This is a genomic window from Tessaracoccus rhinocerotis (assembly GCF_007197885.1).
Taxonomy (GTDB): Bacteria; Actinomycetota; Actinomycetes; order Propionibacteriales; family Propionibacteriaceae; genus Arachnia; species Arachnia rhinocerotis.
On record NZ_VKKG01000001.1, the window covers coordinates 547,570 to 559,670 of the forward strand.

The 12,101-nt window shown below is 72.9% G+C and carries 13 protein-coding genes; 7 read left to right on the forward strand and 6 right to left on the reverse strand.

The annotated features are described in order from the left end of the window. Positions 1 to 33 precede the first annotated feature (33 nt). Positions 34 to 582, reverse strand: coding sequence for a type 1 glutamine amidotransferase domain-containing protein (locus FOJ82_RS02590; RefSeq protein WP_143936874.1), 549 nt, complete (start codon positions 580 to 582; stop codon positions 34 to 36). A 60-nt stretch (positions 583 to 642) separates the two neighbouring features. After that, the gene (locus FOJ82_RS02595) at positions 643 to 1,425 is read right to left on the reverse strand and encodes a biotin--[acetyl-CoA-carboxylase] ligase (protein WP_246099763.1); all 783 of its coding nucleotides are present in this window, start codon (positions 1,423 to 1,425) and stop codon (positions 643 to 645) included. Positions 1,426 to 1,473: 48 nt separating this feature from the next. Here FOJ82_RS02595 and FOJ82_RS02600 point away from each other — a divergent pair, with 48 nt between their 5' ends. Genes FOJ82_RS02600 through FOJ82_RS02615 form a run of 4 tightly spaced genes read left to right on the forward strand, consistent with a single transcriptional unit; the run spans position 1,474 to position 4,503 of the window. Then, a complete protein-coding gene (locus tag FOJ82_RS02600; RefSeq protein WP_143936876.1) occupies positions 1,474 to 3,045 on the forward strand; it encodes an acyl-CoA carboxylase subunit beta in 1,572 nt (523 codons plus the stop codon). Continuing rightward, positions 3,042 to 3,239, forward strand: a complete 198-nt coding sequence (locus FOJ82_RS02605; RefSeq protein WP_143936877.1) for an acyl-CoA carboxylase epsilon subunit — start codon at positions 3,042 to 3,044, stop codon at positions 3,237 to 3,239. The genes FOJ82_RS02600 and FOJ82_RS02605 overlap by 4 nt, the downstream gene beginning before the upstream one ends. Next, positions 3,236 to 3,856, forward strand: a complete 621-nt coding sequence (locus FOJ82_RS02610) for a Maf family protein (protein ID WP_143936878.1) — start codon at positions 3,236 to 3,238, stop codon at positions 3,854 to 3,856. The genes FOJ82_RS02605 and FOJ82_RS02610 overlap by 4 nt, the downstream gene beginning before the upstream one ends. An 8-nt stretch (positions 3,857 to 3,864) precedes the next feature. Then, positions 3,865 to 4,503 carry a 2'-5' RNA ligase family protein gene (locus FOJ82_RS02615; RefSeq protein ID WP_185975588.1) on the forward strand — a complete coding sequence of 213 codons (639 nt, stop codon included), beginning with the start codon at positions 3,865 to 3,867 and terminating at the stop codon, positions 4,501 to 4,503. On the opposite strand, the gene cobS is transcribed toward FOJ82_RS02615, so the two are convergent. Together cobS and cobT are read right to left on the reverse strand one after the other, a co-directional pair. Further along, on the reverse strand, positions 4,472 to 5,245 hold the full coding sequence (gene cobS, locus FOJ82_RS02620; RefSeq protein WP_246099713.1) for an adenosylcobinamide-GDP ribazoletransferase: 774 nt from the start codon (positions 5,243 to 5,245) through the stop codon (positions 4,472 to 4,474). The genes FOJ82_RS02615 and cobS overlap by 32 nt on opposite strands. Continuing rightward, positions 5,245 to 6,864 carry a nicotinate-nucleotide--dimethylbenzimidazole phosphoribosyltransferase gene (gene cobT / locus FOJ82_RS02625; RefSeq protein WP_342780557.1) on the reverse strand — a complete coding sequence of 540 codons (1,620 nt, stop codon included), beginning with the start codon at positions 6,862 to 6,864 and terminating at the stop codon, positions 5,245 to 5,247. Before cobT ends, cobS begins: the two co-directional genes overlap by 1 nt. 117 nt (positions 6,865 to 6,981) lie before the next feature. Between cobT and FOJ82_RS02630 the strand changes: the two genes are divergently transcribed. Continuing rightward, positions 6,982 to 8,403: a coiled-coil domain-containing protein gene (locus FOJ82_RS02630; protein ID WP_143936881.1), complete on the forward strand. Its 1,422-nt coding sequence runs from the start codon at positions 6,982 to 6,984 to the stop codon at positions 8,401 to 8,403. A gap of 2 nt (positions 8,404 to 8,405) precedes the next feature. Then, on the forward strand, positions 8,406 to 9,437 hold the full coding sequence (locus tag FOJ82_RS02635) for a coiled-coil domain-containing protein (RefSeq protein WP_143936882.1): 1,032 nt from the start codon (positions 8,406 to 8,408) through the stop codon (positions 9,435 to 9,437). On the opposite strand, the gene FOJ82_RS02640 is transcribed toward FOJ82_RS02635, so the two are convergent. Then, complete coding sequence (locus FOJ82_RS02640) at positions 9,345 to 9,764, reverse strand: hypothetical protein (RefSeq protein ID WP_143936883.1); 420 nt, start codon at positions 9,762 to 9,764, stop codon at positions 9,345 to 9,347. The genes FOJ82_RS02635 and FOJ82_RS02640 overlap by 93 nt on opposite strands. Positions 9,765 to 9,784: 20 nt before the next feature. Then, positions 9,785 to 10,267: an NUDIX hydrolase gene (locus FOJ82_RS02645; protein ID WP_143936884.1), complete on the reverse strand. Its 483-nt coding sequence runs from the start codon at positions 10,265 to 10,267 to the stop codon at positions 9,785 to 9,787. 44 nt (positions 10,268 to 10,311) lie between these two features. Between FOJ82_RS02645 and FOJ82_RS02650 the strand changes: the two genes are divergently transcribed. Next, complete coding sequence (locus FOJ82_RS02650) at positions 10,312 to 12,075, forward strand: acetyl/propionyl/methylcrotonyl-CoA carboxylase subunit alpha (RefSeq protein ID WP_246099715.1); 1,764 nt, start codon at positions 10,312 to 10,314, stop codon at positions 12,073 to 12,075. Positions 12,076 to 12,101 lie beyond the last annotated feature (26 nt).

The window sequence follows — 12,101 nt, forward strand, 5'->3', positions numbered from 1 at the left end:
AACAGGACTCCGCGCCACACGGGCCGGTGCCGATCAGGCGGTCTGGCCCTCGTGGACGCCCTCGGCGAACTCCTCCACCAGCTTCGCGTTGAAGGCGGGCAGGTCGTCGGGGGTACGGCTGGAGACCAGCCCCTGGTCCACGACGACCTCCTCGTCCACCCAGTTGGCACCGGCGTTGCCCAGGTCGGTGCGCAGGCTCGGGTAGGAGGTGATCCTGCGGCCATCCAGGACGCCGGCGTCGGCGAGGATCCACGCGCCGTGGCAGATGACCCCGACGGGCTTGCCCGCGTCGAAGAAGGCTCGCGTGAACCGGACGGAATCGGTGTCGGTGCGCAGGTGGTCGGCATTGACGACGCCGCCCGGCAGGACGAGGGCGTCGAAGTCGGCCGCATCGGCTGACGCGCTGGCGAGGTCCACCCCCTGGGTGTGGCCCTTCTTGCCCTCGATCGAGCCGGACTCGGGGGACACGAGCGTGGCTGCGGCACCGGCGGCCGTGACGGCCTCCCACGGGCTCGTCAGCTCGCTGTCCTCGTAACCGTTGGTGAGCAGGAACGCGATCTTCTTGCCGGTCAGGTCAGACATCAGCTTCTCCTTTTCCTTGCGGTCGGTCGAGGTTCCAACCTACGCGCCGACGGGTCACGTTCAAGGACGCAGGCGCGCGTGCACGACGTCGCCGGCTGCGAACGCCTGGATCCCCGAGTCGGTCTCCACCAGGAGCCGGCCCACGTCGTCCACCCCGTGGCCCCGCCCGGCCACGTTGCGGCGCTCGTCCACGACGACCTGCAGGTCGGCTCCCACCGACGAGCACCGGGCCTCGTACTCGGCGCGCAGGTTGCCCGCCTCCTGCCATCTGGCGTAGTAGCGCTCGAAGTGGCGCAGGATCGTCGTCACCACCCGGTTCTGGTCCGTGTCCATGTCCTCCAGCAGCAGCGAGGTGGCTGTCGACACCGGCAGCTCGTCCTCCCCCAACGAGATGTTGACTCCCATGCCGACGACGGCGCAGGCCCCGTCCGGGCGCTGCACCACCTCCGAGAGGATCCCGCACACCTTTCGACCCCCGACCAGGACGTCGTTGGGCCACTTCAGCTCGACGCGGTCCGGATCGGGCGCGAGTTCCGCCAGGGCAGTGGAGACCGCGAGCCCTGCCAGCAGGGACAGCCATCCCCACTGTGGGAAGGCGGGTCGGGGCTGCAGCAGCACTGACACGGCCACCGACCTGCCCGCCGGGCTGGCCCAGCTCCGGTCGCGGCGGCCGCGGCCGGCGGTCTGCTCTGAGGCCACGAGCACCAGGCCGGGGGCGGCCCCGTCGCGGGCCGCCGCCGCCAGGTCTGCGTTGGTGGAGCCGGTGCTCGGCACCACCTGCACCTGGCGCCACGACGTCGCGGCTCCGAGTGCGGCGGTGATGGCGGCGGCGTCGGGGAGCATCGATCTCACACCTGCAGCCTACGGCCGCCAGCGATAGGCTCTCGGGACATGGACCCCGACATCCACACCACTGCAGGCAAGCTGGCCGACCTGGACCGCCGGATCGACCAGGCGGTGCACGCCGGCTCCGCCGCGGCGGTGGAGCGACAGCACGCCAAGGGGAAGCTGACGGCCAGGGAGCGGGTGCTGGCGCTGCTCGACGAGGACAGCTTCAGCGAGCTCGACGAGTTCGCCCGCCACCGCACCACGTCCTTCGGGATGGCGGAGCGACGCCCCTACGGCGACGGTGTGATAACCGGCACCGGCACCGTCGAGGGTCGCCCCGTGTGCGTGTTCAGCCAGGACGTCACCGTCTTCGGGGGTGCGCTCGGGGAGGTCTACGGCACGAAGATCGTGAAGGTGATGGACCTCGCCATGCGGACCGGCGTGCCGCTGATCGGCATCAACGAGGGCGGCGGCGCCCGCATCCAGGAGGGCGTGGTCTCCCTGGCCCTCTACGGCGAGATCTTCCGCCGCAACACCCGCGCCTCCGGGGTGATCCCCCAGATCTCATTGATCATGGGCCCGGCCGCCGGGGGCCACGTCTACTCCCCTGCCCTGACGGATTTCACGGTGATGGTGGACCAGACCTCACAGATGTTCATCACGGGCCCCGACGTGATCCGCACCGTCACGGGCGAGGAGGTGACGATGGAGGAGCTCGGAGGCGCCCGCACCCACAGCTCCAGGTCGGGCAACTCCCACTACCTGGCCCACGACGAGGCGGACGCGCTGGAGTTCGTCCGCGACCTGCTGTCCCACCTGCCGCAGAACAACCTCGAGGACCCACCCGTCCACGACTCCCCTGCCCTCCCCGACGTGACGGACGAGGACCGCGAACTGGACGCCCTCGTGCCCGACGGCGCGAACCAGCCCTACGACATGCACCAGGTGGTCCGCACTGTCCTGGACGACGGCGAGTTCCTCGAGGTCCACGAACTGTTCGCGCGAAACATGATCGTCGGCTTCGGCCGGGTCGACGGGCGCAGCGTGGGCGTCGTCGGGAACCAGCCGCTGGTGCTGGCAGGATGCCTCGACATCGACGCCTCCGAGAAGGCCGCCCGCTTCGTGCGCACGTGTGACGCGTTCAACATCCCGGTGATCACGTTCGTCGACGTGCCCGGCTTCCTCCCGGGGGTGGACCAGGAGCACCAGGGCATCATCCGCCGTGGCGCGAAGCTGATCTACGCCTACTCGGAGGCGACGGTGCCGCTGCTCACGGTCATCACGCGCAAGGCCTACGGCGGCGCCTACCTCGTGATGGGCTCCAAGAGCCTCGGCGCGGACGTGAACCTCGCCTGGCCGACGGCGCAGATCGCGGTGATGGGCGCGCAGGGTGCCGTGGGAGTCCTGTACAAGAAGGACCTCGCCGCCGCGGAGGACCCGGAGGCGCTGCGCCGGCAGCTGATGGACTCCTACGACGAGGAGTTGGCCAACCCGTGGATCGCGGCCGAGCGCGGCTACGTCGACCGGGTGATCCATCCCCACCAGACTCGCGCCGAGGTGGTCCGGGCGCTGCGGCTGCTGCGCACGAAGCGCGACTCGCTCCCACCCAAGAAGCATGGGAACATCCCGCTGTGAGCACGAAGTTCGAGGTCATCGGTCAGGTCCCCGACGACGAGGCGACGGCTGCCCTCGTCGCGCTGGCCGCGCGCGCCGGCGCACCCCCCGACGAACCTCCCACCCCCGGCCACTGGAACTCACGCCACCGAGCACTGCGCGTCCCGCTCCCCCGCGGCCGCGACGCTTGGCGACTATCAGTCAGGACACCATGAACACACCGCGCTTCATCCTCGCCTCCCGCTCCCCCGGCCGGCTGCGCCTGCTGCGACAGGCCGGCCTGGACCCGGAGGTGCTCGTCTCCGGCTTCGACGAGAGCCAGGTCATCGAGACCGACTCCGCCAGGCTGGCGCTGGCGCTCGCGGAGGCCAAGGGCACGTCGGTGCTGGACCAGGTCGAGGGCGACGCCATCCTCGTGGCGTGCGACTCGGTCCTGGAGTTCGAGGGCAGGCCGCGCGGCAAGCCGGGCACCCCTGCCAGCGCCGCCGAGCAGTGGCGTCGGATGCGGGGCCGCCAGGGCGTCCTCCACACCGGCCACTACGTCTGGGTGCGGCGCGGTGACGAGGAGGTCTCGACCAAGCGCGTGGGCAGCACCGTGGTCAAGTTCGCGGACCTGGCCGACGACGAGATCCACGCCTACACCCACAGCGGTGAGCCCCTCTGGGTGGCCGGCTCGTTCACGATCGACGGCCTGGGCGGCGCCTACCTGACCGGCATCGAGGGCGACCCCCACAACGTCGTCGGCATCTCCCTGCCGCTGATGCGCCAGATGCTGCTCGACCTCGGGATCGTGTGGCACGAGCTGTGGCGCCCCGACGCCGTCGGGCACTGACTCCGGTGGTGCCCAGCCACACCGTCGCCTGCAGGGACAGGGACTTCGTCGAGTGGCACGGCGGTCGGAGCCACGCAGTGGCGTGGGCGCTGGAACTGGACCACCCCGACCTGCGCCGCACCCTGGCAGCGGCCAGGGCTGCACTGGAGGGCTACCTGCTGCGCGGCTACCTGCGGCAGCCGCACGTGACGCTCGCCTACGCCGGACTGGTGGGCCCCGGTGGGGACGAGTACGGCACCGCCCGGCTCGACGCCGACCTCGCGCTGCTGCGCCGGCTGGCCGCCGGCCCGGTCAAGCTGCGCGCCACCGGCTGGGGCAGCTTCCCGATGGTCCCCTACCTCGAGCTGGCCGACGACTGGCTGCCGCACGCGCACGGGGTGCTGACCCACGGGGCCCCGGAGGAGCACGAGATGGCCTACGTGCCGCACGTCACCGTCGGCCACTACGGCGGGCGGTGGCCCATGGCAGAACCGCTGGGACTGCTGCGGGAGGTCCCCGCCGTCGGCGACTGGGTGGTGCCGGAAATCTCGCTGGTGCGATTCCGCACCGCCAGGATCGCCGGCCCGCTGGACGTGGTGGGCCGGCTCGACCTCGCCACGGGGGCGTGGACCCTGATCAACGCGGGATGGCTGCAGCCAGGGCGGTGAGCACCAGGAAAACCGCCTGGCCCAGCTCGACGAGCGAGCCGAAGGTGTCCCCGGTCATGCCACCCAGCCGTCGGTCGAGGTGCCGGTGCCAGAGCCACGCGGCAGCCAGCGCTGCGACGGCCGATCCCGCGAAGACGGCGGCGCCGCGCCAGCCGTCTGCCAGCAGGCCTGCCGCAGCGGAGACCAGCAGCACCGCGACGGTGTTGGTGACGGCAGCGGCCGGTGACGTGACGCCCGTGAACAGGGCCCCGAAGCCACCGCTGCGGGCTGCCGTCCCTCCGCTGGCGTGCACGACGCCGAGCCGGCCCACCATCGCCGCCGCGGCCAGTGCCGACGGCGCTGCCCACTGGGACGACCCGGCGAGCGAGGCGAGGGCCGCGACGTCCAGCAGGAGCACGAACAAGACGGTCACCACGCCCATCGGGCCGATGTCCGAGCGGCGCATCACCGCCAGCGCCTCGACGGCGGGCCTGCGGGAGCCCAGTCCGTCGGCGGTGTCGGCGACGCCGTCGAGGTGGAGGGCCCCGGTCAGGACCGCGAGGGCGGCCACGCCCAGCACTGCGGGGAGCCACCCGGCACCGGTGAGGCCGGTCAGCCACACCACCAGCGCAGCCAGCCCACCCACGACGAGCCCGACCCACGGCAGCGCGGCCATCATGCGGCCGGCGCCGTCGCGGTCGATCTCGGTGTGCGGTGCCGGCAGGACGGTGAAGGTCCCCAGCGCCGCCAGGAGTGCGCGCACTACTTGATCCTGCGGGTGATCCCCGCCACGGCGTGCCAGACCTCGTCGCACACGGCGGCCAGTTCGGCGTTCAGCCGGCCGAGCTCGTCGCGGAAGAGCCGGCCGGACGCGGTCGCCGGGACGATCCCGGAGCCCACCTCGTTGGTGACCAGCACCACCTCTCGGGCCGTCTCCCGGAGCGCGGTGAGCAGCTCGTCGGTGCGGTGCCGCAGCGGGGCACGCCAGGCGTCTTCGGCGGTGTCCCAGGCCCCCAGTTCGTCGAGCACGCGCGTCAGCCACACCGAGACGCAGTCGACGAGCACCGGGGCGGTCTCCCGGCTGCGGAGCACGTCGGCGACATCGGTGGTCTCGACGGTCCTCCAGTCCTCGGGTCTGCGCTCGCGGTGCAGTTCGAGGCGGCGGCGCCACTCGGGGTCGTCCACGTCGGCACGAGACGTCGCGACGTAGTCCACGGGCCCGCGGCTGCCGAGCCGGTCCTCGGCCCAGCGGGACTTGCCGGAGCGGGCCCCGCCCGTGACCAGGACGGTGCCTCGACGGCGAGCGGGGACGGGCTCATCCTCCTGCGCGCCGGCGACGATCCCGGCGTCGTCGAACGTGGCCATCTCCCGCAGGATCCGGGCGGCGGCCTGCACCGTCGGCAGCGCCAGTGCGGCACCGGTGCCCTCCCCGAGTCGGAGCCCGAGGTCCACCAGGGGTGACAGGCCGAGGTGGGCCAGGGCGGCCCGGACACCCGGCTCGGCCCCGGCATGGCCGGAGAGCAGGTAGCCGGCGGCCTCGGGGACCAGTGCCACGGCGACGCACGCCGCCGAGCAGGCGATCACGCCGTCCAGGACCACCGGAACCCCGGCGGCCGCGCCGCCCAGCACGAACCCGGCCAGCGCCGCGTGCTCGAGTCCACCCACTGCCGCGAGCACTCCGAGGGCGTCGGCCGGGTCCGGACGGTGCAGGGCCAGCGCGGCCTGGATGACCATCGTCTTGGTGGCCAGCATGGCGTCGTCGGACCCGGCGCCGCGCCCGGTCACCTCGGCCGCCCCGAGCCCCGTGAAAACGGCGATCAACGCGCTGGCCGGCGTGGTGTTCCCGATGCCCATCTCCCCCGTCAGCAGGCAGCGGGCGCCGGCCTCGACGGCCTCACGCGCGGCCTCGATGCCGACCTCCATCGCCCGCTGGGCCTCGTCGCGGGTGAGTGCGGGCTCGACGGTGAGGTCACGGGTGCCGAGGCGAACGTTGCGATTTCGGATCCGCGGATCCGCGGCGTAGTTGGTGGCGACGCCGACGTCGGTGAGCAGGACTTCGGCGCCGATCTGGCGGGCCAGGACGTTGATGGCCGCGCCCCCCGCGGCGATGTTGGCGAGCATCTGGGCCGTCACCTCCTGCGGCCAGGGCGTCACCCCCTGCGCGACGACGCCGTGGTCGCCTGCGAAGAGGCCGACGGTGGCGGGCTCGGGCACCGGCGGCGGGCACCCTCCGGCGATGGCCGCGAGCCGGTTGCCGACCGTCTCCACGAGGCCGAGGCTGCCGCTGGGCTTGGTCAGCCGCCCCTGGGCGGCCTCCGCCGCGGCCAGGGCTTCCGCGGAGACGGGACGGATGGACTCGACGGTGCTTGTCAGGAGGGACACGAGCGCAATTGTGCCGTACGCCCGACGTGTCCGTCTGACGGCCCAGGTGGTGACCCTGGCGCACCTTTCGTGAGAGACTGCGCGCATGGTCCTGTCTCGCATCCACGGCACCGCCCGATGAAGGACTTCCCCGACGCGAACCTGAGCGGCGCAACCCACTCGCCACTGGGTGAGGTGGGCAATCGGGCGACCGCGATCCTGGACCGCGCCCAGCGCATGGCGGACCAGCTGCGGACCGAGGCGCGCCAGGAGGCGGCGGACGTCCGCGAACGGCACGCCGCCGCGAAGGAGGAGGCCGCCGACCTCGCCACCGCCAACGCGGCCGCCCGGGCGGAGCTGGCCGAGTCGCGGGAGGCTGCCCGCCAGCGGCTGGAGCGTGCCGACGACGAGGCCCGCGAGGCCATGCGCGAGGCGAGCGTCGCCGCCGCCCGACTCGTCGCCGAGACCGAGCAGACCTGTGAGCAACTGCGCACCAACTCCGCGGCCGACGCCGAGACCATCCTGCGCCGGGCCCACGAGCGGGCCGCCGAGGTGCTGGCCGAGGCGGAGGCGGAGGCGCACCGGCAGCGCGCGACCCTCGCCGCGGCACTCGCCGACTTCGAACGGGAGCTCGCGGAACGGGAGCGGGCGGCGGCCTACGCCATCGGCCAGCGGCGGGCCGAGACCGACGAGGCCGTCGCCTCGCAGCTCTCCCGCGCCCGGGTGGAGGCCGACGAGCTGTTGGCCAGGGCCCGCGCCGACGCGGAGCAGTTGCGCGTGGACACCGTCGAGTGGCGCCACGCCGAGGTGGGCGACGCCCTGGAGCGGCTGGCCGCCGCCGAGCGGGAGCGCGACGAGCTGCATGCCCGCGCCGAGGCCGAGGCCCACGAGGTGCTGGACCAGGCCAAGGCGCAACTGCACTGGACCGAGCAGACGATGGCCGACCTGCGCACCGGGGTGGGAGCCGAGCTGGATGCGCAGCGCCGCGCGGTGGCCCAGGAGCTGCGACAGCTTCGCGAGCGGGAGACCGCCGAGCTGGACGCGTTCACCGCCTCCCGCCGCCACGAGCTGGCCACCCTGGAGGCGGAGTCCGCCGCGGACGTGGCCGACGCGGAGGAACGCGTCCGCATGCTGCAGGCGGCGGCAGAGGCCGAGTCGAGGCGCGTGCGCGAGGGCGCCCAGGAGGAGGCGGCCAGACTGCTCGCGGACGCCGCCGCCGACGCCACCGAGGCCCGCGATCGCGCCGAGCGGGTGCTGGACTCGGCCCGCGAGGAGGCCCGCAACATCCGCGAGCAGAGCCTGGCGGAGCTGAAGTCGCTGCACGGGAACCACTACTCGCAGTTGAAGGCGGACCGGGAGGCGGCCACCGCACTGGTCGCGCGGGCGCGGGTGGAGGCTGACGAGATCCGCCGGGAGGCCCGGGAGCGGCTGGAGGAGGCCCGGACCGAGGTCGAGATGCTCTCGAACCGCAGGGCCGAGATCACGGCACAGTTGGGGAAGCTTTCCGGGGTGATCGAGGCGCTGGCCGTCCCGGGTGAACAGACAGGAACTGAGGACTGACAATGACCGAATCCTTCAACACCGTCCGGCGCGGCTACGACCCCGCGCAGGTCGACGACACCGTCCGCCGGATGCGGCAGACGCACTCCGCGGCACTGCAGGAGGCCGCCGAGAAGACGGTGGAGATCAATCGTCTCGAGGCCGGGCTCGAGGATGCGACGGCGCAGGCGGCCGTCCTCCGCGACCAGGTGGCCGAGCTCCAGGACCAGCTGGCGCAGCTGTCCTCGGCCCGCAGCGGCCCCCTCAACTACGCCGACCTCGGCCCACGCATCTCCCAGATCCTGACCCTCGCCGACGAGGAGGCCGACGAACTGCGCGCCAAGGCCGCCGCACAGGCCGAGGAACTGGTCTCCGACGCGCGGACCGAGGCCGAGCGCCTCCGCACCGCGGCCGAGAACCACTCGGGCGAGACCCGCTCCCGAACCGACTCCGAGGCCGCCCGCATCCTGGAACAGGCCCGCCGCGAGGCCGACGACCTGCTGGACCACGCCGACCGCGAGGCCTCCGCCCGCCGCCGCGAGGCCGAGGCGGTCCACGAGCAGCAGCGCGCCGCCTCGGCAGCCGCCGCCGCGGACTTCGAGCAGACCCTGGCCACCCGGCGAGACCGGGCGGCTGCGGAGTTCGCCGCCCAGATGGCCACCCACGAGAAGGCCCTGGCGGCCGCCTCCGAGCAGCTGGAGGAGACCGAGGAGCGGGCCACCCAGCTGCTTCGTGACGCACACGCGGACGCGGAGGCGGAGCGCGAGAAGGCCTCCGCCGAGGCCCAGCAGCTGCTGGACAACGCCCGCATCCACGCCGAGCGCGTCAGGAGGGACTCCGAGCGCGAACTGCAGGCCCTGGCCGCCCGACGCGACTCGATCACCGAACAGCTCACCAACGTGCGCCAGATGCTGACCACGCTCGGCGGAGGGGCGCTCGCCGCCGCCGTCGAGACGCAGGCCTCAGGAGCCGGCGTCGTTGCGGATGCTGAGGGCGGCGAGTCGGCCGCTGACGGTGAAGGCGCCGCGGAGCTCGCCTCGCTCGAAGAGCAGTGAGTACTGCCCGTCGGCGGTGACCGTCCAGCCGTCGGCGGGGAGGGACTGCCTCAGGAACGCGTTCAGGTCCGCCCCGCCGGGTGCCGTGAAGACGGCGACGACGGTGTTGGCCTGGTCCACCTTGTCCTCGATGATCGAGGATCCGGGGACCATGAACCCCTCGGGGGCGTGCTGGTACCCGTAGCTGGCCAGCGCCACCGCGCCGTCGGGCACCTCGTGGGCGGCAGGGCTGGGTGCCGGCGGGCTGGGCTCGGGGCTCGACTGGACCTCGGAGCCGCAATCGGCGAGCAACAGGCACGTGAGGGCAACGAGCATCCGACGGGTCACGGCCTGAACTGTACCCGGGATCAGAGCCTGTCCAGGATGTGGCCGGCCGGAGCGAGCGCGGCCCGCACCCCGGCCTCCACGTCGTCGCGGCGGGGCCTCGGCAGGGCGTCGACGGGGAACCAGCCCACGTCGGTGGCCTCGTCGTCGCCGACGCGTGCCTCACCCGAGACCCAGCGGGCCGCGTAGCCGTGGTCGAGGAATTGGCACTGGTCGCCGTTGGGATAGGTGACGGGGTCCCCGACCGTGAGCCACAGCATCCGACCCACCTCGATCACCACGCTCGCCTCCTCCAGTGCCTCGCGCCGCAGCGTCTCGACGGGGTGCTCGCCCGGGTCGATGATGCCGGAGACCAGCGCCCAGTCCCCCGTGTCCGAGCGCCGGATGAGCAGCACCTCCGGTCCGCTGCCGCCGTCGCGGAGGATGACGGCCGCAGCACCGCTGAGCCACAGCGGCGCGGTTCCGACGTGCGAGCGGAGCTGCGCGATGAATTCTGGGATCGGCATACCCGAACGCTACCGCCCGTCCCCGGATGGCTAGACTCCGCGACGTGGGCGAACACATAATCTCGAAGGTCCTGGTGGCCAACCGCGGCGAGATCGCGGTGCGCGTGGCGCGTGCGGCGCGCGACGCAGCCGTCCTGTCCGTGGCGGTCTACGCCGAACAGGACGCCGATGCCCTGTTCGTGCGGCTCGCCGACGAGGCGTTCGCGCTCGGCGGCTCGACGCCGGCCGAGTCCTACCTCGACATCGACAAGCTGCTCGCGGTGGCGGCCCGCTCCGGCGCCGACGCCGTGCACCCCGGCTACGGCTTCCTGGCGGAGAACGCCGCGTTCGCACGGGCCGTCATCGACGCCGGACTCGTATGGATCGGCCCCCCGCCGGAGGCCATCGAGGCGCTGGGCGACAAGGTCCGGGCCCGTCACATCGCGCAGCGCGTGGGCGCACCGTTGGTGCCCGGCACCGCGGACCCCGTCTCCGACGCCGACGAGGTGGTCGCCTTTGCCCGGGAGTTCGGTCTGCCCGTGGCGATCAAGGCCGCCTACGGCGGTGGGGGACGTGGCCTCAAGGTGGCCCGGACCCTCGAGGAGGTGCCGGAGCTGTTCGCGTCCGCCACCCGCGAGGCCGTGACCGCCTTCGGCCGGGGCGAGTGCTTCGTCGAGCGCTACCTCGACCGGCCGCGCCACGTCGAGACCCAGTGCCTCGCCGACGCCCATGGCAACGTCGTGGTGGTCTCCACCCGGGACTGCTCGCTGCAGCGCCGCCACCAGAAACTGGTGGAGGAGGCGCCGGCACCGTTCCTCAGCGACGAGCAGGAACGGCTCCTGCGGTCCTCGAGCAAGGCCATCCTGACCGAGGCGGGCTACGTCGGGGCCGGGACGTGCGAGTTCCTCGTCGGCCTCGACGGGACCATCTCGTTCCTCGAGGTGAACACCCGCCTGCAGGTGGAGCACCCGGTGACCGAGGAGGTCACCGGCATCGACCTGGTGCGCGAGATGTTCCGGATCGCCGACGGCGAGGAACTCGGCTACGACGACCCGCCGGTACGGGGCCACGCCATCGAGTTCCGCATCAACGCCGAGGACCCCGGCAACAACTTCATGCCCTCCCCGGGTACGCTGACGCATTGGCACGCCCCCTCCGGGCCCGGGGTCCGGGTGGACGAGGGCTACCACGCGGGCATGACCGTGCCCGGCGCGTTCGACTCCCTCGTTGCGAAGGTGGTCGTCACCGGCGCCGACAGGCAGCAGGCCATCGAGCGCTCGCGACGCGCACTGGCCGAGCTCGAGGTCGGGGGGATGCCCACCGTCGCACCCTTCCACCGCGCGGTGCTGGCAGACCCGGCGTTCACCGCAACCGACGGCCACTTCGGGGTGCACACCCGCTGGATCGAGACCGAGTTCGACGGCGGACTCGAGCCGTGGTCCGGAACGGCGTCCGGGGCGCCGGAGTCCGCCGGGCGCGAGACCGTGGTGGTGGAGGTCAACGGCCGCCGGATGGAGGTCAGCCTGCCGGCTGGGTTCGGCGGGGGCCCCGCGTCTCGTCCCGGTCGCACGTCGAAGCGGGGCCGGGGCAGCAGGATCACCTCGGTGAACGGCACCGCGCTGACCGCGCCGATGCAGGGCACCGTCGTGAAGGTGCTGGTCTCGGACGGTGACGTCGTGGAGGCGGGCCAGCCCGTGGCGGTGGTGGAGGCCATGAAGATGGAGCAGCCCCTGCCCGCGCACCGCTCCGGGGTGGTCTCCGGCCTGGCGATCTCGGCGGGCCAGCCCCTGTCTGCGGGCACCGTCGTGTGCGAGGTCGTCGATCCCTGACGTGGAGGGCGTTGACCCGGGGAGTA

Bases quoted from the DNA above. Each gene is read 5' to 3' on its own strand.
- FOJ82_RS02600 (WP_143936876.1), top strand. From the start codon at position 1,474: ATGGACCCCGACATCCACACCACTGCAGGCAAGCTGGCCGACCTGGAC.
- FOJ82_RS02595 (WP_246099763.1), bottom strand. From the start codon at position 1,425: ATGCTCCCCGACGCCGCCGCCATCACCGCCGCACTCGGAGCCGCGACG.
- FOJ82_RS02630 (WP_143936881.1), top strand. From the start codon at position 6,982: ATGAAGGACTTCCCCGACGCGAACCTGAGCGGCGCAACCCACTCGCCA.
- FOJ82_RS02590 (WP_143936874.1), bottom strand. From the start codon at position 582: ATGTCTGACCTGACCGGCAAGAAGATCGCGTTCCTGCTCACCAACGGT.
- FOJ82_RS02645 (WP_143936884.1), bottom strand. From the start codon at position 10,267: ATGCCGATCCCAGAATTCATCGCGCAGCTCCGCTCGCACGTCGGAACC.
- FOJ82_RS02635 (WP_143936882.1), top strand. From the start codon at position 8,406: ATGACCGAATCCTTCAACACCGTCCGGCGCGGCTACGACCCCGCGCAG.
- FOJ82_RS02610 (WP_143936878.1), top strand. From the start codon at position 3,236: ATGAACACACCGCGCTTCATCCTCGCCTCCCGCTCCCCCGGCCGGCTG.